Source organism: Bradyrhizobium sp. KBS0727 (assembly GCF_005937885.2).
Taxonomy (GTDB): Bacteria; Pseudomonadota; Alphaproteobacteria; order Rhizobiales; family Xanthobacteraceae; genus Bradyrhizobium.
Map to the genome: position 1 here is coordinate 73,427 of NZ_CP042176.1, position 23,908 is coordinate 97,334.

15 protein-coding genes and 1 pseudogene are annotated in these 23,908 nt (G+C 65.5%); 12 read left to right on the forward strand and 4 right to left on the reverse strand.

The genetic code is table 11. From position 1 onward, the window contains the following. Positions 1 to 86 precede the first annotated feature (86 nt). Entirely contained in the window at positions 87 to 614 is a 528-nt protein-coding gene (locus FFI89_RS00320) for an SH3 domain-containing protein (RefSeq protein ID WP_138831886.1), read from the reverse strand. Positions 615 to 1,006: 392 nt separating this feature from the next. Between FFI89_RS00320 and FFI89_RS00325 the strand changes: the two genes are divergently transcribed. Beyond that, on the forward strand, positions 1,007 to 2,008 hold the full coding sequence (locus FFI89_RS00325; protein WP_138831887.1) for a D-glycerate dehydrogenase: 1,002 nt from the start codon (positions 1,007 to 1,009) through the stop codon (positions 2,006 to 2,008). Positions 2,009 to 2,085: 77 nt separating this feature from the next. Here FFI89_RS00325 and FFI89_RS00330 read toward each other — a convergent pair whose 3' ends face one another. After that, positions 2,086 to 2,889: a molybdopterin-synthase adenylyltransferase MoeB gene (locus FFI89_RS00330; protein ID WP_138831888.1), complete on the reverse strand. Its 804-nt coding sequence runs from the start codon at positions 2,887 to 2,889 to the stop codon at positions 2,086 to 2,088. 116 nt (positions 2,890 to 3,005) lie between these two features. On the opposite strand from FFI89_RS00330, the gene FFI89_RS00335 reads away from it, so the two are divergent. Continuing rightward, positions 3,006 to 4,385: a serine protease gene (locus FFI89_RS00335; RefSeq protein WP_138831889.1), complete on the forward strand. Its 1,380-nt coding sequence runs from the start codon at positions 3,006 to 3,008 to the stop codon at positions 4,383 to 4,385. Between the two features lie 155 nt (positions 4,386 to 4,540). Here the strand turns inward: FFI89_RS00335 and ggt are convergent, their stop codons facing one another. Then, on the reverse strand, positions 4,541 to 6,220 hold the full coding sequence (ggt, locus tag FFI89_RS00340; protein ID WP_138831890.1) for a gamma-glutamyltransferase: 1,680 nt from the start codon (positions 6,218 to 6,220) through the stop codon (positions 4,541 to 4,543). Positions 6,221 to 6,242: 22 nt separating this feature from the next. After that, positions 6,243 to 7,142 carry a bifunctional DNA-formamidopyrimidine glycosylase/DNA-(apurinic or apyrimidinic site) lyase gene (gene mutM / locus FFI89_RS00345; RefSeq protein WP_138831891.1) on the reverse strand — a complete coding sequence of 300 codons (900 nt, stop codon included), beginning with the start codon at positions 7,140 to 7,142 and terminating at the stop codon, positions 6,243 to 6,245. A 78-nt stretch (positions 7,143 to 7,220) separates the two neighbouring features. On the opposite strand from mutM, the gene ubiE reads away from it, so the two are divergent. From ubiE to addA, 10 genes and pseudogenes are all read left to right on the forward strand, one after another. Further along, positions 7,221 to 7,982: a bifunctional demethylmenaquinone methyltransferase/2-methoxy-6-polyprenyl-1,4-benzoquinol methylase UbiE gene (ubiE, locus tag FFI89_RS00350; protein ID WP_138831892.1), complete on the forward strand. Its 762-nt coding sequence runs from the start codon at positions 7,221 to 7,223 to the stop codon at positions 7,980 to 7,982. Next, entirely contained in the window at positions 7,979 to 9,553 is a 1,575-nt protein-coding gene (gene ubiB, locus FFI89_RS00355) for a 2-polyprenylphenol 6-hydroxylase (protein ID WP_138831893.1), read from the forward strand. The genes ubiE and ubiB overlap by 4 nt, the downstream gene beginning before the upstream one ends. Before the next feature lie 57 nt (positions 9,554 to 9,610). Then, positions 9,611 to 11,038 (forward strand): bifunctional phosphopantothenoylcysteine decarboxylase/phosphopantothenate--cysteine ligase CoaBC, encoded by a 1,428-nt coding sequence (coaBC, locus tag FFI89_RS00360; RefSeq protein ID WP_138831894.1) that lies wholly within the window; start codon positions 9,611 to 9,613, stop codon positions 11,036 to 11,038. Continuing rightward, entirely contained in the window at positions 11,035 to 11,493 is a 459-nt protein-coding gene (gene dut / locus FFI89_RS00365) for a dUTP diphosphatase (RefSeq protein ID WP_138831895.1), read from the forward strand. The genes coaBC and dut overlap by 4 nt, the downstream gene beginning before the upstream one ends. 172 nt (positions 11,494 to 11,665) lie before the next feature. Further along, the gene (locus tag FFI89_RS00370; protein WP_138831896.1) at positions 11,666 to 14,185 is read left to right on the forward strand and encodes a PAS domain-containing sensor histidine kinase; all 2,520 of its coding nucleotides are present in this window, start codon (positions 11,666 to 11,668) and stop codon (positions 14,183 to 14,185) included. Further along, positions 14,182 to 15,702, forward strand: a complete 1,521-nt coding sequence (gene tsaE, locus FFI89_RS00375; protein WP_138831897.1) for a tRNA (adenosine(37)-N6)-threonylcarbamoyltransferase complex ATPase subunit type 1 TsaE — start codon at positions 14,182 to 14,184, stop codon at positions 15,700 to 15,702. Before FFI89_RS00370 ends, tsaE begins: the two co-directional genes overlap by 4 nt. Positions 15,703 to 15,789: 87 nt before the next feature. Then, positions 15,790 to 16,110 (forward strand): PilZ domain-containing protein, encoded by a 321-nt coding sequence (locus FFI89_RS00380; protein WP_138831898.1) that lies wholly within the window; start codon positions 15,790 to 15,792, stop codon positions 16,108 to 16,110. A gap of 147 nt (positions 16,111 to 16,257) precedes the next feature. Next, complete coding sequence (locus FFI89_RS00385; RefSeq protein ID WP_138831899.1) at positions 16,258 to 16,980, forward strand: nucleotidyltransferase family protein; 723 nt, start codon at positions 16,258 to 16,260, stop codon at positions 16,978 to 16,980. 212 nt (positions 16,981 to 17,192) lie between these two features. Beyond that, entirely contained in the window at positions 17,193 to 20,339 is a 3,147-nt protein-coding gene (gene addB / locus FFI89_RS00395) for a double-strand break repair protein AddB (RefSeq protein ID WP_138831900.1), read from the forward strand. After that, positions 20,333 to 23,864 (forward strand): annotated as a pseudogene (gene addA / locus FFI89_RS00400) (double-strand break repair helicase AddA). The gene addB and the pseudogene addA overlap by 7 nt, the downstream one beginning before the upstream one ends. Positions 23,865 to 23,908 lie beyond the last annotated feature (44 nt).

Sequence of the window (23,908 nt, forward strand, 5' to 3'; positions counted from 1 at the left end):
GTGCACACCATCTATCCCGAACGGCGCTTGTAGGTGGTGGGCACGCTTCGCTTTGCCCACCCTACGAATGACGTGCGAGTGTTACCTCACTCCACCTTCTCGTCCGCATAAACGCCCCACAGCCGCTGCTGCTCGATCCAGCCGTCAAAGCCGTTGCCGATGACGCGGCACCAGCCGCTGGTGCATTTCTTGACTTGGGCGACGACGCCGGCCTGAAGGCGGGCCGCGACCGCGCTGCCGGGATCGGCGCGATCGTAGAGCGGCGCGAGCTCGTCCTTGGTCTTCATGGTGACGACAGCGGTGCGGCGGCCGGACAGCAGGGAATGATAGACCCAGCCCTCGGCGCCCTCGGAGTCGCGTACGCGGCGCCAGTTCTCGAATTCGGCGGTGATTTCGACCGGCAAGCCCGAACGGGTGTAGACCCAGGCGACGTCGTTGTCCTTGGTCGGGCCGGCCCTCACATTCACATGATCGGATTTGAGGCTGACGTAGCGCGGCACCGGCAGGCCGCTGCTGGTCGTGGCCGTATCCTTGGCCGCAAATCCTGTGCTGACCGATGCGCCCAGCCAGCACGCCGCCAGCACCGCCACCGAACAGAAACGCCCCAACGCCATCAACCCGTCTCCTGCCGCGATATTCCCAACTCGATTCTTCGAGTTGAAACGCCCTGCTTATGCCCGAAAACCCCAGACCCCCGTGCCTCGCTTGGTCGTTCCCCGGACTGTGTTTCCGAGGGGTTCTTGTCTTGGCCCGGCCTTCTGATAGAGAGGACGGAACGATCTAGAACCAGAACGCCCGGATTTTCCCTTGGAAACCCCAGGAAACCCAAGAGAACCTGGAGGCTTCGGGGGAACCCAGGGAAACCGGGATCGCGCGGCAACCGCAGTGTCGAACAACCGGGTTAATGAGGTCTGAACGGCTGACCCAAGACCGACTACAAGACCACCAGTTACAAGAGCTCCAAGAGCTAAAGGTCTGAAGAGCCATCCCCTCATGAGAGCACAACATGTCGGCTAAGAAAAAACCGCTCGTCGTCGTTACCCGCAAGCTGCCGGACTCGATCGAGACCCGGATGCGCGAGCTGTTCGACGCGCGGTTGAACCTCGACGATACGCCGATGACCCCGGAACAGATCGCCGAAGCGGTCCGCACCGCCGACGTGCTGGTGCCCACCGTTACCGACTTGGTCAACGAAGAGATCCTCAAGCAGCCCGACTGCAAGCTGCGCATGATCGCCAATTTCGGCAACGGCGTCGACAATATCGACGTCACCGCAGCGCATGCGCGCGGCATCACCGTGACCAACACGCCGAAGGTTTTGACCGAAGACACCGCCGACATGACCATGGCGCTGATCCTCGCCGTGCCGCGGCGCATGATCGAGGGCGCGGCGATTCTGACCGAGGGCAAGAACTGGCCGGGCTGGTCGCCGACCTGGATGCTCGGCCATCGCATCGGCGGCAAGCGCCTCGGCATCATCGGCATGGGCCGTATCGGCCAAGCCGTGGCACGCCGCGCGCGCGCCTTCGGGCTGCAGATCCACTATCACAACCGCCGTCCGGTCGCGCCTGTTATCGCCGAAGAACTCGGCGCAACCTACTGGGAAAGCCTCGACCAGATGCTGGCGCGGATGGACATCATCTCGGTGAACTGTCCGCACACGCCGGCGACCTATCATCTGCTCTCGGCGCGACGTCTGAAGCTGATCCGCAAGGAAGCCTACATCGTCAACACCGCGCGCGGCGGCGTGATCGACGAGGACATGCTGATCAAGTTGATCGAGGCCGGCGAGATCGGCGGCGCCGGTCTCGACGTCTACGAACACGAGCCCGCGGTCAATCCGAAACTGGTGCGGCTGGCCAGGGCCGGCAAGGCGACGCTGCTGCCGCATATGGGCTCGGCCACCATCGAAGGCCGCGTCGAAATGGGCGAGAAGGTGATCATCAACATCCGCACCTTCCTCGACAACCACAAGCCGCCGGATCGCGTGCTGCCGAGCATGCTGTGAGACTGGAGCGCTGACGCTTACCCTTCCCTGGAGGGCCCGCAAGCGGGAGAGGGGGTGGGGGCAGCCACACGGGGACTCTATGCTGCGTGCGCGCTCAGATCGGTGATGGTGGGCGCATCGCCATTGAGCGGGTTGGCGGGATCGCGCGCATAGCGCAGGGTTTCGAACCGCATCGCGCGCGCATCCACCATCACCAGCCGCCCGACCAGGCTGTCGCCGAAGCCGACGATTTCGCGGATCGCTTCCAGCGCCATCATCGACCCCAGAATGCCCGCCAGCGCGCCCATCACGCCGGCTTCGGCGCAAGCCGGCACAGTGCCCGGCGGCGGGGCTTCCGGAAACAGGCAACGATAGGTCGGATTGAACCCGCCGTCGGCGCCGCGCTCATGCGCGCGGATCGTCGTCAGCGAGCCGTCAAACTGGCCGAGTGCGGCCGTGATCAGCGGCTTGCCGGCGAGATAGCAGGCATCGGACACCAGATAGCGGGTTTCGAAATTGTCGGAGCCGTCGAGCACGAGGTCATAGCCGCCGATCAGCGACATCACATTCTTTGCATCGAGACGCACCGCATGCGCCTCGAAATGGACATGGGGGTTGAGCGCGTGAATCTGATCGGCCGCGCTGTCGACCTTGCGCCGGCCGATATCCGGCGTGGCATGAATGATCTGGCGCTGCAGATTGGACAGCGACACGATATCGTCATCGACAGCGCCGAGCCTGCCGACGCCGGCAGCCGCCAGATACATCAGAACCGGCGCGCCAAGCCCGCCGGCGCCGATCACCAGCACAGAGGCCTCCTTCAGCGCCGCCTGGCCGGGGCCACCGACGTCGCGCAGCACGATATGGCGGGCGTAGCGTTCGAGTTCGTCGGCCGTCAGCATGGTCCGTCTCGTCCTTGCGTGGTTCCGTGAACCGGCGCGCTGTTGTTGCCGACCAAGCAGATGTGCTTAGTTGGCCCGAGGTCAATGATCGCTCCAAACATCTGCCGGGATTTGTCATGAGATCGGTGCTTTCAGCAACATGGATGATCGCGGCCTCGATCTTGACGGTCTCGGCGGTATCCGCGCAGGCGCAGTTGACGCCGCCAACGACCGCCGGCGCCAAGCCGAAATCGGTCACGACCGTGCCGATCCGCCCCGCGCTGCAAAAGCCCGAGGACACCGCGAATGCGATGGCGCAGGCCGAGCGGCTGGCGCTGCAGTCGGACCTCGCCTGGGTCGGGCAGTATAACGGCGCCATCACCGGCGACGTCAGCGAGCGGATGGTCAACGCCATCAAGGAATTCCAGAAGTCCCTCGGCGGCAAGCAGACCGGCGTGCTCAATGCGCAGGAGCGCGGCGTCCTCGCCGACACCGCGAAACGGCGGCAGGAGAATGTCGGCTGGAAGATCGTCGCCGATCCCGGCACCGGCGTCCGGCTCGGGATTCCGACCAAGCTCACACCGCAGCAGACCAGCGACGCCAATGGCGCCAAATGGACGTCCCCCACCGGAACGATCCAGATCCAGCTGGCGCGGCGCAAGGAAGCCGATCCCACCACGGCCAAACTCGCCGAGCGGGAAAAGAAGGAGACCGGCCGCAATATCGACTACACGGTCGTGAAGCCGGATTTCTTCGTACTGTCCGGCCTGCAGGGCCTGAAGAAGTTTTATCTCCGCGGCACCTTCAGGGGTGACGAGGTTCGCATCCTCACCATCCTCTACGACCAGGCGACCGAAAATACCGTGGAGCCGGTGGTGATCGCGATGTCGAGCGCGTTCAACGCGTTTCCATCCGCCGCGCAGGCTGCGGGGCCGCCGCCGCGCAAGGCCGTGGAATACGGTACCGGGGTCGTCGTCAGCGACGACGGCACGATCATTGCCGACCGGCAGATCACCGATGGCTGCGTTGCGGTCACGATCGCGGGCTTCGGCAATGCCGATCTGGTCGCCGTGGACAAGGATCATGATCTGGCGCTGCTGCGCATCTACGGCGCACGCGGGCTGAAGGCGCTCGATCTCGCCAACGCCGCGACCACGACCGCGCTCGATCTCACCGGCATTTCAGATCCGCAGAACCAGGGTGGCAATGCCGCGGTGAGCACCGTCAAGGCCTCGGTGGCCCAGCTCGGCGGCGGCAGCGACGTCGCGCTCTCGCCGCCGCCGTCGCTCGGCTTTTCCGGCGCGGCCGCGCTCGACAGCGACGGCAAGTTCGCCGGCATCGCGCTATTGAAACCGGTGCTGGTCGCGGGGCCCGCGAATGCCACACCCGGAGCGCAAGCTGTGCTTGTGACGTCGGACACCGTGCGTGATTTCCTCAAGGCCAATGGCGTCAACGCGAGCGGCGGATCGCCGGATGCGAAATCATCCGTGGTGCGGGTGATCTGCGTGAGGAAGTAGCTCCAGCTGTCGTCACCCGCCTTGTGCGCAATTGCGCACTGGGGCGGATGATCCAGTATTCCAGAGACGACAGCGATTCAGCGGAGGGGTCGCGGCGTACTGGATACCCGCTTTCGCGGGTATGACATTTGTCGGTTTGGCGCAGCGCTATGGCTTCACGCCAGCCCAAATCTCACCCCGGCGCGCGCGAGGCCGCCGGCGATGGCGACCGGCGTGCCGTCGGCGCGCCAGCAGGCCGCGCCCGACATGCGGCCATCGTCGTGAAACTGGATACCGTTCATGCCGCCGGCGATGGTCGGCACCGCCAGCACCTTGTGGCCCATTGCCGTGAGCTTGGCGCGAACGCCTTCGGGCACGGCGAGTTCAACCTCGAGCGCATTGCCCTCGGTCCAGACCCGCGGCGCCTCGACCGCTTCCTGCAGGCTCATGCCGTAGTCGATCAGGTTGACCAGCGCCTGCATGGCGCTTGGAAAGATCCGCTTTCCGCCGGGCAGGCCGAGCGCGTAAACCAGTTTGCCGTCGCGCAGCGCCATCATGGGCGACATCGAGGTGGTGACGCGCTTACCCGGCGCCAGCGACAGCGCGTGGCCCGGCCGGGGATCGTACAGGTTCATGTAATTGTTCGGCACGGTGCCGAGGCCGGGGATCAAGATCTTGGCGCCGAACAGGTTGTTGATGGTCTGCGTGGTCGCGACCACGTTGCCGAACGCATCCGCCGCCGTCATGTGCGTGGTGTGGGCGCTTTCGAGCTGGGCAATGCCGGCGCCCCATTTCTGCGCGCGGTTGGAATCGATCGCGCGGCGGCGTTCGTCGGCATAGGCCTTCGAGGTCAGCCGTTCCACCGGCACGTTGATGAAATCCGGATCGCCGCTCGCGGCCGCGCGATCGGCAAAGGCGATCTTGAGCACTTCGGCGAGATAATGGATCGTCTCCGCCGAGCCGAAGCCGAGGCCGGTGATGTCGTAGCCTTCGAGAATGTTGAGCATCTGCGCGATGTGGACGCCGGATGCCGCCGGCGGTGGCGGCCCCAGGATTTCCCAGCCGCGGTAGTCGGCGCGGATCGGCTGGCGCTCGACGGTCTTGTAGGCTGTGAGATCTTCGCGGGTGATGAAGCCGCCGTTCGCTTTCATGTAATCGACCAGGATGTCGCCGAGTGGCCCCTGATAGAGCGCCGCCTCGCCATGCTGCGAGATGGATTTGAGCGTTTCCGCATATTCCGACTGCACCACGCGCTCACCGGCTTTCAGTGGCGCACCGTCAGGCAGATAGATCGCCGAGATTGCCTTGTCCTTCAGCATCTCCTCCGCGCCGTCGCTGATGCATTCGTGCAAATACGGCGTCGCCGCGTAGCCGCGCGAGGCGTGCTTGATCGCGGGCTGCATGACATCGGCGAGACTCATGGTGCCGAACCGCTGCAGCGTCTCGCACCAGGCCTTGAGCGAGCCCGGCACCGCGACCGCTTTCGGGCCGTTCAGATTTTCATCGCCGACGGTGTCGAACACGTCATGCGCCGAGCCCGGTTTCGATGTGTAGGTGTCGGGGCGAACCGCCGCCGGCACCGTGCTCTGGCCGTCGATGAAACGATGGCTGCCATCGGCGAGCCTGATATGCGCCATGCCGCCGCCGATGATGCCGACCATCATCGGTTCGACCACCGTCAGCGTGAACAGCGTCGCGATCGCCGCATCGACGGCGTTGCCGCCGGCCGCCAGCATCTCGGCGCCCGCAGCGGAAGCCAGCGGATGATTGCTGACGACCATGCCGCGGCTCCCGGACGCCGGCTGCTTCAGACATTGAAAGGTGGTGGCCGCGCGATCCCGCCAGTTGCCGCTCATGTTTGTTCTCCCGATCGTTTTTCTATTTCTGGCATTTCGGGCACCAGAACGTCGAGCGGCCGTTCTGGACGAAGCGCCGCACGATGCCGCCGCAGCCGGCGGTCTGGCAGGTCTCGCCCTCGCGGTCGTAGACCCTGAACGAGTGCTGGAAATAGCCGAGTTCACCCGAGGTCAGGCGATGATCGCTGATCGAGGAGCCGCCGGCCTTGATCGCCTGGTTCAGCACAGTGTGGATCGCGCTCACCAGACGTTTGGCGTGATCGGTGGGTTCGGCGGTTTTCTTGGCGGCCAGCGTCGCGGCCAGCCGGCGCGGCGACAGTTGGGCGCGAAACAGCGCCTCGCAGACATAGATATTGCCGAGACCTGCGACCACGCGTTGGTCGAGCAGCGCCGCTTTCAGGCTGGTCTTCTTGTTGGCGCAGGCGCCCGCCAGCATCGCCGCATCGAATTCGTTGCCGAGCGGTTCGGGGCCGAGACCGCTGAGCAGCGGCTCGTCCTCCAGCGCGTTGCGGGCGATGATCTTCATGTAACCGAAGCGGCGCGGATCGTTGAAAACCACCGCCGCTCCCGACGACATGTGGAACACGACGTGGTCATGGGCGCGGTCTTCGCTGCGCGGATGGTGGAATTGGCCGGGCGTGTTGCCGGTTTTGCCTTCAGGCATCCGGCCCTCGATCACCCGGAACGAACCGGACATGCCGAGATGCATCAAGAGCACGTCGCCGGAAGCAAGATCGGCCATCAGATATTTGGCGCGGCGGCCGAGGCCGGTCACAACCTGGCCTTCCAGCCGCGCGATAAAGTCTTTTTGAAAGGGAAACCGCAAATCCTTGCGCCGGGCTTCGGCTTTGAGGATTTTTGACCCCTCCATGGCGGGCTGCAGGCCGCGGCGGACGGTCTCAACTTCGGGCAATTCAGGCATGCAGGTATTCACCTTATGAAGGTGACGTGATAGCGCCATTGCGGCGGGCGCGCTATGGTCCGGTATGGAGTTGAGTTGATGGATCGGCCGGACCAAACTACGCATTTTGGCTTCAGGGACGTGCCCCTCGGGGACAAGCAGACGCTGGTCAACGACGTGTTTCACAGCGTGGCCGGACGCTACGACCTGATGAACGACCTGATGTCGGTGGGCCTGCACCGGATCTGGAAGGACATCATGATCACGGCGCTCAACCCGCCAAAGAACGATGCGCCGTTTGCGCTGCTCGACGTCGCCGGCGGCACCGGCGATATCTCGTTTCGCGCGGCCAAGGCGGCCGGCGCCGGCTTCCATGCCACCGTCTGCGACATCAACACCGATATGCTCGAGGTCGGCCGCAATCGCGCCGCCGCCCGTCATCTCGATCAGCAGGTTTCGTTCGTCGAGGGCAACGCCGAAGCGCTGGCCTTTCCGGATCGTGCCTTCGACGCCTACACCATCGCCTTCGGCATCCGCAACGTGCCGCGGATCGACGCCGCGCTGCGCGAGGCCTATCGCGTGCTGAGGCCCGGCAGCCGTTTTCTGTGCCTGGAATTTTCCACCGTCGACGTGCCCGGGCTTGACCGGATCTACGACCTGTTCTCGTTCAAGGTGATCCCGCCGCTCGGCCGCGCCGTGACGGGGGATGCCGAGTCCTATCAATATCTCGTCGAATCGATCCGCAAGTTTCCCAGACCCAATGCCTTCGCCGAGATGATCCGCGATGCCGGCTTTTCGCGGGTGAAGTGGGAGAGCCTCTCCGGCGGTATCGTGGCGCTGCATTCGGGTTGGCGTTTGTGATTTCTGCGGCGACCCACATCGCGCGATTGGTCCGCGCCGCCTACGTGTTCGCACGCGAAGGCGTATTCGGCGTCGTTGATCCGAGCCTGGTGCCGCCGCCCGGCCAACTCGCGTTGCAGCTGGCGCGCCTGATCGAGCGGCCCGGCGCCAAATCCGGCCCGCGGCTGTCGCGGGCGCTGACGCGGTTGGGTCCGGCCTATCTCAAGCTCGGGCAGTTTCTGGCGACCCGGCCCGACGTGGTCGGCGTCGCGATGGCGCGCGATCTCGAAAGCCTGCAGGACCGGCTGCCGCCGTTCTCGCAGGCCGCGGCCGAAGCCGTGATCGCGCAATCGCTGGAACGCCCTGTGGCGCAGGCCTTTGCCAACCTCGGCCCGCCGGTTGCCGCTGCCTCGATCGCGCAGGTGCATCGCGGCGAGACCGAACGCGATGGCGTGCGCAAATCGGTCGCGGTCAAGGTGCTCCGACCCAATGTCGCCGCGCGTTTCCGCCGCGACCTCTCCGATTTCTTCTTTGTCGCGCATAATGCCGAAGCGCATTCCGCCGAGGCGCGACGGCTGCGGCTGATCGAAGTCATCAATACGATGTCGCGCTCGGTCGCGATGGAAATGGACCTGCGGCTGGAAGCGGCGGCAATGTCCGAGATGGCGGAGAACACAAGCGACGATTCGGACTTCCGCGTGCCTGATGTCGACTGGGACCGCACCACCCACAACGTGCTGACGATGGAGTGGATCGACGGCATCGCGCTGAACGATCACGCGCGGCTCGCACAGTCGCAGATCGACCTGCCTGACCTGGGCCGCAAGGTAATCCAGAGCTTCCTGCGCCACGCGCTGCGCGACGGCTTCTTTCATGCCGACATGCATCCGGGCAACCTGTTCCTCGACGATACCGGCCGGCTGGTGGCGGTCGACTTCGGCATCATGGGCCGGCTCGGGTTGAAGGAGCGGCGCTTCCTCGCCGAAATTCTCTTAGGCTTTATCACCCGCGACTACCGCCGCGTGGCGGAAGTGCATTTCGAGGCCGGCTATGTGCCGGGCCATCACTCGGTCGAGAATTTCGCGCAAGCGATTCGCGCCATCGGCGAGCCGATTCACAACCGCACCGCCGAAGAAATCTCGATGGCGAAGCTGTTGACCTTGCTGCTCGAGGTCACCGGCCTGTTCGACATGCAGACCCGGCCCGAACTGATCCTGTTGCAAAAGACCATGGTGGTGGTCGAAGGCGTGGCGCGGGGCTTCGATCCCAAGCTCGACATCTGGAAAGTCGCCGATCCCGTGGTGCGCGAATGGATCGAGCGCAATCTCGGCCCCATAGGGCGCATCCAGGGCGCGCTGTCGGGCGCCGGCGAACTCGGCCGGGTGGCGGCAAGCCTGCCGGCGATTGCCTCGCGGGCGATCGCGGTACTGGAGAATCTGGAGCGGATGACGCGCGAGGGCGTTACGCTGTCGCCGGAGACGATTGCGGCGATGGCCCGGACCGAGGCCCGCAAGAGCCGCTGGCGCACCCTCGCGCTGTGGATCATCGCGGCGACTTTCATCGGAATTTTGATCGCCGTGCGTCAACTTTGATTGCATTGATATCACATTTTTGATATCAATGCTGTCAGTTCTTGCCGGGAGCCGCCCATGGCCAGCCTGACCATCCGAAAACTCGACGAGGCCGTCAAAGCCTATCTGCGGCTTCGGTCGGCCGGAAATGGCCGCTCCGTCGAGGAGGAGGTGCGGGTCATTCTCGGGGAGCTGATCCAGGGGCGCCCCGAACCATCCGGCGGCCCTTTAGCCTCCACGGCACCGCCACGGGCGGTCAGCGCCACCGGCGAGGCCCGCGTCACCCTGATCATCGGCGGCGGCATCGCCGCCTACAAGTCGCTGGACCTGATCAGGCGGCTCAAGGAGCGCCATATTCACGTCCGCTGCGTACTGACCAAGGCGGCGCAGCAATTCATCACCCCGCTTGCGGCCAGCGCACTGTCGCATGAGCGCGTCTATACCGATCTGTTCGATGCCGAGAGCGAGTTCGACGCCGGGCATATTCGCCTGGCGCGGGAGTGCGACCTGATCGTGGTGGCGCCGGCAACCGCCGACTTGATGGCGAAGATGGCGCAGGGCCATGCCGACGATCTCGCCAGCGCCATCCTGCTCGCCGCCAACCGCCAGATCCTGCTCGCGCCGGCGATGAACCCCCTGATGTGGAACAACGCCGCCACCCGCCGCAACGTGCTGCAGCTTCGGCGGGATGGGGTCGCCATGATCGGTCCCAACGCCGGAGAGATGGCCGAGGCCGGTGAGGCCGGCGTCGGACGGATGTCGGAAGCGGCTGAAATCGCTGCCGCGGCCGTCGATATCCTGCGTCCGCCGCGACCCCGGCCGCTCACAGGCAAGCGCGTGCTGATCACCGCGGGGCCGACGCATGAGCCGATCGATCCCGTGCGCTATATTGCCAACCGTTCCTCCGGCAAGCAGGGTTTTGCGATCGCCGCCGCGGCCCAGGCCGCCGGCGCCGACGTCACGCTGGTTTCCGGTCCGGTCGAATTGCGCGATCCTCCAGGTGTCTCGGTGATCCGGGTGGAATCGGCGCGCGACATGCTGCACAAGGTCGAAGCCGCCCTGCCGGCGGATATTGCTATTTTTGCCGCAGCGGTCGCCGACTGGCGCGTTGCCAATGAAGGCGAGCAGAAGCTGAAGAAAACCTCTGCCGGCATGCCACCGCTGCAACTGGTCGAGAATCCCGACATCCTGGCGACGATCTCGAAGCTCAGCGACAAGCGCCCGCCGCTGGTGATCGGCTTTGCCGCCGAGACCGAACATCTGATCGACAACGCCAAGGCCAAGATCGCGCGCAAGGGCTGCGACTGGATCGTCGCCAACGACGTCTCGCCGGCGTCAGGCGTGATGGGCGGCGACCGCAACACCGTGCATCTCCTGACGCGCGAGGGCGCGGACAAGATTGGCGTTGACAGCATTGAAGTGGAGTCTTGGCCGGTCATGACCAAGGAACAGGTCGCGACCGAACTGGTGGCGCGGATAGCAAAGACGGTGGAGAGAAAGTCGTGAGCGCAACAGTCAAGGTCGACATCCGCCAACTGCCGCACGGCGAAGGTCTGGCATTGCCGGCCTATCACAGCGCCGACGCGGCCGGGCTTGATCTCCTGGCAGCGGTTCCAACTGAGACGCCCCTGATCCTGTCGCCGGGAAAATACGCGATGGTGCCGACCGGCCTTACGATCGCGCTGCCACGTGGCTTTGAGGCGCAGGTGCGGCCACGCTCCGGGCTTGCCACCAAACACGGCGTCACGGTGCTGAATTCGCCCGGCACGGTGGATGCGGATTATCGCGGCGAAATCAACGTGCTCCTGATCAACCACGGCGATGCGCCGTTCCCGATTCGGCGCGGCGAGCGCATCGCGCAAATGGTGATCGCGCCGGTGACCCAGGCGCAGCTTGTCGCCGTTGCCACGCTTTCGGAAACCGACCGCGGCAGTGGCGGCTTTGGCTCGACCGGGCGCTGATCCGTCAAACTGGAATGGTGCCTTGGCGGTAATCCGCTCATTTTTTCACAAGCCAATTCACGTTCACGGTCTGGACTCTTACCGGCCGACTCCCGAAGCAGATAATGTCAGTCGATTCGTGCACGGCGGGGGTTCGCGCCGCGCGCTGGAGTCGTGCGTTCTGGGGCAAATTATGTCGGGCGTAGTCGCGGCGATGCGTCGAAACCTGCTGTCGTGCACCTCACTGGCGCGCCACGGCCTGCTCGCGCTCGCCACCGCGCTATCGACCGCGCCGGAACCCGCTTTTGCCGCCGATTTGACGCTGACGCAGGCGCTTTCGGCCTGGTTCGACTTCAATCATCAGGAATTCGCCGTGCTGACGACGGCGCTGGCGCTACTCGGCTTTACCGTGGTGGCGGCGATCCTGTTGATGCGCACCCGGGTTCGGGCCACCCGCACCGAGCTCCGCCTGCGCGCCGACGTCGCCGGATTGCAGGATCAGGCCGACCGGCTGCGCGCGCTGCTGTTCGCCGAGCCGCAAATCCTGATTGCCTGGGCCGCGGGCGAAAACCGACCGCAGATCTCTGGCGATACCTCGCTGTTGATCTCGCCGGACGCCGCACAGAATTCGCCGCAGCGAATCCTCGCCTTTGGAACCTGGCTGCCGCCGGAACCGGCGTTGCAAATGGACCATGCCGTCGACGCGCTGCGCGAGGCCGGCGAGGGCTTTCTGCTCAACCTCTCCACCTCGAACGGCCGTGCCATCGAGGCCATGGGCCGCGCCATCGGCGGCCAAGCCATTGTCAGGATTCGCGAACTCGGCGGACTCCGCCGCGAACTCGCCGAATCCAACCTCCGCTACAAGACGCTTCAGGAAGAGACCGAGCTGTTGCGCGACTTCGCTGCCGCTGCCCCCTGGCCGATCTGGGCCAAGAGCACGGAAGGCAATCTTCGCTACGCCAATACGGCCTATGTGCGGGCCACCGAGGGGGCCGGCGTCGCCGACGCGATCCAGCGCAACCTCGAACTGCTCGAAACCGACCAGCGTACCGACATGAGCCGAACGTTGAACGGCAATTCCACCTTCAGCGCGCGGCTGCCGATCGTGGTCGGCGGCGAGCGGCGCATCTACGACGTACAGGCCGTGAAGCTGGCGGGCGGCAGCGCCGGCATCGCGATCGACGCCAGCGAGGCCACCTCGCTCCGCGCCGCCATGGATCGGATGACGGAAGCGCATCGCCGCACCCTCGACCAATTGTCATCGGGCGTGGCTGTTTTCGACGGCCAGCGGCGGCTCGCCTTCTACAACGAATCCTACCGGCGGCTGTGGGGCCTCGATCAGGCGTTCCTTGACGCCAACCCTGATGATTCCAGCGTGCTCGACCGGCTGCGCGCTGCGCGCAAACTGCCGGAGCAGCCGGACTTCCGGGCCTGGAAGGCGAAACTGCACGAGGCCTATCGCGCCGTCGAACCCGAGACCTACACCTGGTTCCTGCCGGACGGCCGCGCGGTCAGCGTCGTCACCACGCCGAATCTCGAAGGCGGCGTCACCTATCTGTTCGACAATGTCACCGAAAGCCTCGACCTCGCGCGGCGCTTCGACGGCCTCACACGTGTCCAGCACGAAACGCTCGACAACCTCAACGAGGCGGTCGCGGTGTTCGGCAGCAACGGCCGCGTGCAATTGTTCAACCCGGCCTTTGCCAAGATCTGGAAGCTCTCCACCGAGTCCCTCAGCGAACAACCGCATATCGAGACGGTGGAGACGCTGTGCAGGCCGCTGTTCGATGACGACCTGGCGTGGCGAACGCTGCGCGAGGCGATCACCGCGATCGAGAACCGGGCACAGGTAGCGCTGAAGCTCGAGCGCAAGGACGGCAGCGTGCTGGACTGCATGACCATGCCGCTGCCCGACGGCGCGACCATGCTGACGTTCCAGGACATCACCGACACCGAGAACGTCGAACGGGCGCTGCGCGAACGCAACGAGGCGCTCGAGACCGCCGACCAGATGAAGGTCGATTTCGTCCACCACGTGTCCTACGAATTGCGGGCGCCGCTCACCACCATCATCGGCTTCGCGCATTTCCTCAGCGATCCCTCGACCGGCCCGCTGACGGCAAAGCAGGCCGAATATCTCGACTACGTCACCAAATCGACCAACGCGCTGCTGGCGCTGACCAACAACATTCTCGACCTCGCCACCATCGATGCCGGCGCCATGAAACTGGAGCTCGGCCCGGTCAACATCGAGAAGGCGATCCACGACGCCGCCGAAGGCATCCAGGACCGGCTCGCGACCGATCGCATCGAGCTCAAGGTCGACATCGACCCCAATATCGGCGTTTTCATCGGCGACGAACGCCGCGTCGTGCAGGTGCTCTACAACCTGCTCGCCAATGCGGTCGGTTTCTCGCCGCATGATGCCGCCGTCACGATCAGCGCGCGGCGCAGCGAGCATCGGGTGACCTTCACCGTCACCGATTCCGGCCCCGGCATTCCGCCCGACGTGAAAGACAAGGTGTTCGACTGGTTCGAGAGCCATTCCAACGGCTCGCGTCACCGCGGCGCCGGCCTCGGCCTGTCGCTGGTGCGCTCCTTTGTCGAACTGCACGGCGGCAAGGTGCGGGTCGATTCGGCGGTCGGCCAGGGCACGATGGTCTCGTGCGACTTCCCGATCGACCAGAACGCCCATCGCAACGCCGCCGAATGACCGCGACCGCGACATTCTCGGCCGCGCTGGCCAACGAGACGGCCACCGCGCATTTGATGGCGGACCTCGCGCTCCTGGTCGGTCCCGGCGATGTGATCACGCTGTCGGGCGATCTCGGCGCCGGCAAGACCGCCGCGGCCCGGGCGATGATCCGCTATCTCGCCGGCGACGCCGCGCTGGAGGTGCCAAGCCCGACGTTCACGCTGGCACAGAGCTACGACCTGCCGTTTCCGATCATTCACGCCGACCTCTATCGCATCAATGATGCCAGCGAGCTGGAGGAAATCGGGCTGTCGCCGCTGCCGGAAGCCACGCTGGTGCTGATCGAGTGGCCGGAACGTGCGCCGGACGCGCTTCCCGCCGATCGCATCGACCTTGCCTTCAGCCATCGTCCGGCGTTCGGATCCTCCGCGCGCGCCGTCGAGATCACCGGTTACGGCAAGGCCGTAGCGCAGGTCGAAAGGCTGGGCGCGATGCGCGCGTTCCTCGACGGCGCCGGCTTCATGAATGCCGAGCGCGAGCGCATGCCCGGCGATGCCTCGACGCGCTCCTATGCGCGGCTCGTTCTGGACGGCGGCTCTGCTATCTTGATGAATTCGCCGCGGCGTCCGGACGGACCGGCAATCTATGACGGAAAATCCTACAGCGCAGCGGTGCATCTCGCCGAAGACGTCAAGCCGTTCGTCGCCATTGCCAATGGCCTGCGCCAGCACGGCTTCTCGGCGCCCGCGATCCGTCACACCGATCTCGATTCCGGCTTCCTGATCACCGAGGATTTCGGCGGCGCGGGTGTGATCGAAGGCGAGCCGCCGCGGCCGATCGTCGAGCGCTACGAGGCCGCCACCGACATGCTGGCGGCGCTGCACCGCGAGACGCTGCCCGAAACCCTGCCGCTGACGCGAGAGCTCGACTACGCGATTCCCGTGTTCGACGTCGATGCGTGGCTGGTCGAGATCGGGCTGATGACGGAATGGTATCTGGCCGATCGCGGCGCCGAACTGAGCCGCGAAGGCCGCGAAGAATTCGAGGCGATGTGGCGCCAGGTGCTGGAGAAGGCGGCAGCCGCGCCGCGGACGTGGGTGATGCGGGATTTTCATTCCCCCAACATCATCTGGCGCGGCGAACGCACCGGCATCCTGCGCGTCGGAATTATCGACTTCCAGGACGCCGTGCTGGGACCGGCGGCCTACGACCTGGTGTCGCTGCTGCAGGATGCCCGGATCGACGTCCCGGAGCAGCTCGAACTGACGCTGTTGACCCGCTACATCAAGGCGCGGCGCGCGGCAGACAGCCATTTCGACGCCGCCGATTTCGCCGAACTCTACGCCATCATGTCGGCACAACGAAACACGCGCCTGCTCGGCACCTTCGCCCGGCTCAACCGCCGCGACGGAAAGCCGCAATATCTGCGTCACCAGCCCCGGATCTGGACTTACCTGAACCGCTCGCTGGCGCACCCGACCCTGGCAGGGTTTCGCGACTGGTACGCCGCCAACGTCCCCCCGCCGGTTGCCTGATTTACCACTTGTTAGCCACCCCGCCTTTAAACTGGGAAAGGCTGTGCTCGGTATATGGGGCAGCCGTCTTGGAAGCGGGAATCGGCCATGGCGACAGCGGAACGGCGCAAAGGTGATCGCGTCACATTCGAGCGCGGCTTTGCCGCGCACATGATGGGCATCGACGGCACCTGGCGGCGCGACTGTGTGATGGAAGACGTATCCGAGACCGGCGCCAAGCTGACGGTCGATGGTTCCGTCGAGGGCTTGCATCTGAAGGAATTCTTCCTGCTGCTGTCATCGACCGGGCTCGCCTACCGCCGCTGCGAACTGGCTTGGGTCAATGGCGACCAGATCGGTGTCAATTTCCTGAAGCAGACCGACAAAAAGAAAAAGGCGGCGGCCAAGCGCGCCGAAGCCGAGGCCTGAAGTCTGGTGTGCCGGTGCCGTCGTACTGCCGTCATGTCCGGCGACTATGGCCTCACAGTCGCTGTAACCGGCGAATCACCGTGATATGATCCTTGAAATGATCCTTGGCGCGTTGGCGCGCCGTTGATGGCTAGAGAAATTCCCGACATGTCCGTTATGCCCACCAAAGCCATGGTCCTCGCCGCCGGCCTCGGCCTGCGCATGCGGCCGCTGACCGACCACATGCCGAAGCCGCTGGTGCGGGTAGCCGGCCAGCCCTTGCTCGATCATGTGCTGGACAAGCTCGCCGATGCCGGCGTCAGCGAAGCCGTGGTCAACGTGCATTATCTGCCCGACCAGATCATCACGCATACCGCGACCCGCAGCCGCCCCCGCGTCATCATCTCCGACGAGCGCGACCAGGTGCTCGGCACCGGCGGCGCCGTGGTCAAGGCGCTGCCTCTGCTGGGCCGGCAGCCGTTCTTCCATCTCAACGCCGACACGATGTGGATCGACGGCGTACGGCCCAACCTGACGCGGCTGGCCGAAACCTTCGATCCCGCGCGGATGGACATCCTGCTCCTGATGGCACCGACCACGACCAGCATCGGCTATGCCGGCCGCGGCGACTACGCGATGCTGCCGGACGGCGCGCTGCGCAAGCGTCGGGAGCATCAGGTGGTGCCGTTCGTCTATGCCGGCGCGGCCGTCATGTCACCGTCGCTGTTTGACGGTGCACCCACGGGCGAATTTTCACTGACGAAAATGTTCGATCGCGCCAACGAACAGGAGCGGCTGTTCGGCCTGCGCCTCGACGGCGTCTGGATGCATGTCGGCACCCCCGATGCGGTCGCGGCCGCGGAAGAGGCGTTTTTGGAGAGCGTGGCGTAGGGAGATCTGACGGCAAGTCAGCTCGTCATGCTCCGCGAAGGCGGGGCATCCAGTACGCCGCGGCCTCTCGTTTCAGCCACAGCGGCTCTGGAATACTGGATCACCCGCTTTCGCGGGTGATGACAGTGAGTAAATGGCAGCAGCCGTTCTCGCCCCATGACCAACCCTGAATCGCTCCCTATATTGGCCCCTGACCTCGAATCAGGAAGCCCATGCGCGTTTTCAGCGTTCCCGTCTCCGTGCCGCTGTTGCGCACCGTCATCGCTGCTCTGGTCGATGGCCGGCTGGTCGATGGGTTCGAAGCGCGCCACAATCCGTTGAACCTGGCGCGGGCGACGCTCTATCTGCCGACCCGGCGCGCCGGGCGGCTGGCGCGGGAAATCTTTCTCGATGAGTTGAAGACCGAGGCCGCGATCCTGCCGCGCATCGTAGCCCTCGGCGACATCGACGAGGACGAACTGGCGTTCTCCGAGAGTTCGGAACAATTCGGTGGTGTCGCGCCGCTCGACATTCCGCCGCGACTGGGCGAACTCGAGCGCCGGCTGACGTTGGCGCATCTCGTCGCGGCGTGGGCGAAAGGTCCGGTGCTGGCGCCGCTCGTGGTTGGCGGCCCGGCTTCGACACTGGCGCTGGCCGGCGATCTGGCGCGGCTGATGGACGACATGGTGACGCGCGGCGTCGCCTGGGAAGCGCTCGACAGCCTGGTGCCTGATCAGCTTGACCAGTACTGGCAGCACTCGCTGGAATTCCTGCGCATCGCACGCAAGATATGGCCGGATCATCTGAAGGAAATCGGCAGGATCGAACCCGCGGAGCGGCGCGACCGCCTGATCGACGCGGAAGCCGCCCGCCTGACCGCGCATCACGACGGCCCCGTGATCGCGGCGGGTTCGACCGGCTCGATGCCGGCGACCGCGAAATTCCTCGCCGTTGTCGCCGGCCTGAAGCAAGGCGCGGTGGTGCTGCCGGGGCTCGATACCGATCTCGACGACGAAGCCTGGCAAATCATCGGCGGCGTCAGGGACGCGCAAGGCAAATTCACCACGCAGCCCTCGTCGAACCATCCGCAATTCGCGATGCAGGGATTGCTCGACCGCTTCGGCATCCGGCGCAGCGATGTCGAAATCCTCGGCACGCCGGCGGCTCAGGGACGCGACGTGCTGGTCTCGGAGACGATGCGGCCGTCGAGCGCGACCGAGCAATGGCATGACCGGCTGGCGCAGCCGGACGTATCCGCGAAGATTTCCGCCGGGATGGCCAACCTCGCGGTGGTCGAAGCGCCGAATTCCGAAATGGAGTCGCTGGCGATCGCGATCGCGATGCGCGAGGCGCGACATCTCGGCAAATCGGCAGCCCTGGTGACGCCGGACCGCGCACTGGCGCGACGGGTGATGGCGGCGCTGACCCGCTGGAATCTCGAATTCGACGATTCCGGCGGCGACGCCCTGACGGATACGTCCGCTGGGATTTTTGCGCGCCTCACCGCGGAAGCCGCCGCCAAGGGGCTGGAGCCGCCGACCTTGCTAGCGCTATTGAAGCATCCGCTGTTCCGGCTTGGCGGCGCGCATGGCACGCCCAAGCGCGCTATCGAAGTGCTCGAACTGGCGGTGCTGCGCGGCACCCGACCGCAAGCCGGCAGCAGTGGCCTCGCCCGCGACTTCGATCGTTTCCGGAGCGAACTCAAAAAGCTGAGAGGCAATGAGACGTCCTCGCTGCACGCCTCCGAGCAGCGCGCGAAGCTGAAGGAAGACGAACTCGATCTGGCCCAATCGCTGATCGCCTCGCTGCAGAAGGCGTTTGCACCGCTGGAGAGCATGGCGCCGTCAAGGCCCTATGATTTTGCCGAACTGGCGCAACGCCACCACGAAGTGCTGACCGCGCTTTCCTGCGACCAGGGCGGCGTGGCCGTGGTGTTCGAGGGCAGTCAGGGATTGGCGCTCGCGGCGGCGTTCGACGATCTGCTCGGCGAGGGCAAGCCGAGCGGGCTGATGGTTAAGCTCAGTGACTATCCCGAAGTGTTTCAGACCGCCTTTGCCGACCGCATGGTGCGCCGGCCGGAGCATGCCGATGCGCAACTGCAGATCTACGGCCAGCTCGAAGCACGGTTGACGGAAACCGATCGCGTCATCCTCGGTGGACTGGTCGAAGGCGTGTGGCCGCCGGCGCCGCGGGTCGATCCATGGCTGAGCCGGCCGATGCGGCATGAACTCGGCCTCGATCTGCCGGAGCGCCGCATCGGCCTCTCCGCGCACGACTTCGCGCAACTGCTCGGGGCCGGCGAGGTGATTCTCACCCACTCGGCGAAGGTCGGCGGCGCGCCGGCGGTCGCCTCGCGCTTCCTGCACCGGCTCGAAGCCGTCGCCGGCGAAGCGCGCTGGAACGCGGCGAAGCTTGCCGGTGCAAACTATGTCCGCTTCGCCGACGAACTGGACCGGCCGGACAAGGTCGAGCCGATCAAGCAGCCTGCACCCAAGCCGCCGCTTGCAACGCGGCCGCTCAAGCTGTCCGTCACCGCGATCGAGGACTGGCTGCGCGATCCCTACACCATCTACGCGAAATATATTTTGCGGCTCGATCCGCTCGATCCCGTCGACATGCCGCTGTCGGCGGCCGATCGCGGCTCGGCGATCCATGATGCGCTCGGTGAATTCACCCAGACGTTTGCCGAAGCACTTCCCCGTGACGTCGTCCAGGCGCTGCGCGGCATCGGCGCCAAGCATTTTGCGCCGCTGATGGAACGGCCGGAAGCAAAGGCGCTGTGGTGGCCGCGGTTTCAGCGCATCGCCGGCTGGTTTGCCGATTGGGAGCTGGCGCGCCGCGACAGCATCGACAACATCAAGGCCGAGACCAGAGGCGAAATCGGAATTCCGCTCGACAACGCGCGGACCTTCATTCTCTCCGCGCGCGCCGACCGCATCGAACGGCGTCACGACGGCAGCTTTGCGATCCTGGATTACAAGACCGGGCAACCGCCGACCGGAAAGCAGGTCCGCATGGGCCTGTCGCCGCAACTGACGCTGGAGGCCGCCATCCTGCGCGAAGGCGGATTCAAGAATATTCCGGCGGATTCCTCTGTCGGCGAACTGGTCTATGTCAGGCTGAGCGGCAACAATCCGCCCGGCGAGCAGCGGACGCTGGAGCTGAAAATCCGCAACAACGATACGCCGCAACCGCCGGACGCTGCGGCTGACGAGGCGCGGCTAAAACTCGAGGCCTTGATCCGGGCGTTCGAGAACGAGGATCAGGCCTACACCTCCCTGAACCTGTCGATGTGGTCGAACCGCTACGGCGCCTATGACGACCTCGCCCGCATCAAGGAATGGTCCGCGGCCGGCGGCCTGGGGATCGAGGAATGGTGAAGGCCCCGCGCACGATTCCATCAGCGGTGCGCGCGACGCAAGCGCGCGCCTCCGATCCGGCAGCGTCCGCCTTCGTCTCGGCGAATGCCGGGTCCGGCAAGACGCATGTGCTGGTGCAGCGGGTGATCCGGCTGCTGCTGGACGGCGTGGCGCCGGAAAAAATCCTCTGCATCACCTTCACCAAGGCCGCCGCCGCCAACATGGCGGAACGGGTATTTACGACGCTCGGTCATTGGGTCACGCTCGACGACACAGAGCTGGACGCGGCCATCCGGGAGTCCGGCATCGCCGATCCCAGCGCAAAGCTGCGAAGAGATGCGCGCAAACTGTTCGCCTGTGCGCTGGAAACGCCGGGTGGCCTGAAGGTGCAGACCATCCACGCCCTGTGCGCGCGGCTGCTGCAGCAATTCCCGTTCGAGGCCAACGTGCCGGCGCGGTTCGCCGTGCTCGACGACCGCGACCAGAACGAGATGATGGAGCGGGCCAATCTCGGGGTATTTCTCGAGGCGTCGCGCCATCCCGACAGCGCCACCGGGCGCGCGCTGATGACGGCGATGGCAAGCGCCGCCGACGTGACGTTCAAGGACGTGGTGCGCGAGGCCTGCCTGAGCCGCGATCATTTCATGGCCTGGACCGATGCCGCCGGCAGCGCGGATGCCGCCGCGGCGCAGATTTCCGCGGCCCTCGGCGTCGATCCGAATGACCGTATCGAGGAGGTCGAGCGCGCCATCGTCGATGGACCGAACCTGCCGCGATCGCGCTGGCCGGAGATCGCCGGCGTTCTGGATACCGGCAGCAAATCCGATCAGGAGCAGGCGCGCCGGTTGCGCGACGCGCTGGTGTTCTCCGGCGCCGCGCAGGTCGATGAATATTTCGGCGTGTTTCTCACCGAGGCCGACCGCACGCCGCGCAAATCCGTCGTGACAAAGAAGTTCATCGACAACAATCCAGCGATCGGCCGGCTGTTCGACGCGGAGACCTCCCGCATTGCGCCGCTGATCGAACGCCGCCGCGCGGTCACGGCGCGCGACCGTACCGAGGCGCTGCTGCATATCGCGACCGCGGCGGCGGCGAATTACCGGCGCGAGAAGCAGGAGCGCGGCCTGCTCGACTATGACGACCTGATCGACAAGACGCTCGCCATGCTCGATCGCGTCTCCTCCGGCTGGGTGCATTACAAGCTCGACCGCGGCGTCGACCATGTGCTGATCGACGAAGCGCAGGACACCAGCCCGCGACAATGGGACATCGTCGCCCATATCATTTCGGAATTCACGTCCGGCGCGGGCGCGCGCGACGGCCTGGTGCGAACGGTGTTCGCGGTCGGCGACGAAAAGCAGTCGATCTTTTCGTTTCAGGGCGCGGCTCCGCGCGAATTCGATTTGCGACGCCGGGCGCTGAAGAAGAAATTCGAGGACGCCGGGCTGAAGTTCGATCCGGTATCGTTCACCTATTCGTTCCGGTCAGGGCCGGCGATCCTGAAATCGGTCGACCACGTATTCCGCGACCAAGATATCTACCGAAGTATCCATTCGGTCGAGACCGGTCATCCCGTCCACAACTGGCTCGCCGACGCCGGTCCCGGCCAGATCGATCTCTGGGAATTGGCAGAAGCCGACGACCGGCAGGACATTGAGGGCTGGCGCGCGCCGTTTGACGGCGTCTCGCTGACCAGCCCGGAAGTGAAACTCGCGCGGCGCATTCAGGCCGAGATCAAGTCGCTGGTCGACGGCGGCACCATGACCGGCAGCACAGGCGCCCGGCGGCCGCTGCGCTATGGCGACGTGCTGGTGCTGGTGCGGCGGCGCGGCAACGCCTTCGACGCCGTCATCCAGGCGCTGAAGCACGCCAATATCCCGGTCGCGGGCGCCGATCGGCTCAAGCTGACCGAGCATATCGCCATCATCGATTTGATGAACCTGGCCGATGCGCTGCTTTTGCCGCAGGACGATCTGGCGCTCGCGGTGGCGCTGAAGAGCCCGCTGTTCGGCCTCACCGACGACGACCTGTTCAAGCTGGCGCGGGATCGCAAGGGTTCGCTGCGCGCGGCGCTGACCGCCCGCGCCGCGACCGACGGCCTGTTACGGGATGTGCTTTGGCGGCTCGAGCAATGCGAGCGCCGCGTCGTCCACGAGACGCCGTTTGCGTTCTACGCCTGGCTGCTCGGCGGCGACGGCGGCCGCGCACGAATCCTGCAACGGCTCGGCCATGAGGCCAACGACGCGCTCGACGAATTTCTCGAACTGGCGCTGAACTATGAACGCAAGGCGCCGGCCTCGCTGCAGGGTTTTATGGCGTGGCTGCGCGCGGCCGACACCGAAGTGAAGCGCGACATGGAAATCTCGCGCGACCAAGTCCGCGTCATGACGGTGCACGGCGCCAAGGGCCTGGAAGCTTCCGTCGTGTTCCTGGTCGACACCACCACGTCGCCTTCGGATACGCAGCGGCTGAAACTGATCAACCTGCCGCAAGGCAATGCCGGTCCGCACGCGCCCGGCGTCGTGGTGTGGGCCGGCCGCAAGGCCGAGGATCCCTCCTCCGTCGTCGCCGCGCGCGCGGCCATGATCGCCGATACCGAGGATGAATACCGCCGCCTGCTGTACGTGGCGATGACGCGCGCGGCGGACAGGCTGATCGTCGGCGGCTGCCTGCCCGGCAACATGAACGCGGTGCGGAAATCATCCTGGTACGACCTGATCAGCAAGGGTCTCGCGCGCTCAGACTTGCAGGTGCAGGAGCTCGAAACGCCGAATGGCAAGGTGACGCGCTATACGCTGGCGGAGGAAGCCGCTCCCGCGACAGGCTCCGCTCCTGCAACGCCTGCGGCCGCACCGATCGCGCTGCCGACCTGGCTGCTGACGCCGGCGCAGCCGGAAACGTCGACGGAAAGCGCGTTGCGGCCTTCCGAACCCGCCAATGGCGACAGCCATCCGGTTCGCACCGGCGAATCCATTGCGCAGCGGGCCCGTGCGCTCCAGCGCGGGACGCTGGTGCACCGGCTTCTGCAGTCGCTGCCCGATATCGCGGCTTCAAGCCGCGGCGATGCCGCGCTCGCTTATCTTGCGCGCAACGCCGATGGCTGGACCGAAGACGAACGCAAGCAGCTTGCGGAAAGTGCACTGGCATTGATTGCCGACGTACGCTTCGCGCCGGTATTTGCGCCCGGTAGCCGCGCCGAGGTCTCGATCGTCGGCCGTCTGGAGCGGCCGCACCGGCGTCCGGCACTGGTTTCCGGGCAGATCGACCGGCTGGTGGTGACCGATAGCGAAGTTTTGATCGTCGATTTCAAGACCAACCACGCGCCACCAGCGCAGGCAGCCGAGGCGCCGAAGGGATATATCCGCCAATTGGCGCTGTATCGGGCGGTGCTCGGCAAACTTTATCCCCAGCGGCCGGTGCGCGCCGCGCTGCTTTGGACCGAAACGCCTGAATTCATGGAGATTTCAGCCCCTGCGCTGGACGCGGAGCTGGCCGCCCTAATCCAAAGGGATGACCGTGCTTGACCCGGCAAGGTCGCGTTCATAGGTTTGCCCCATCATCCGACGCGCGATTCTCCAGACCGCGCCCCA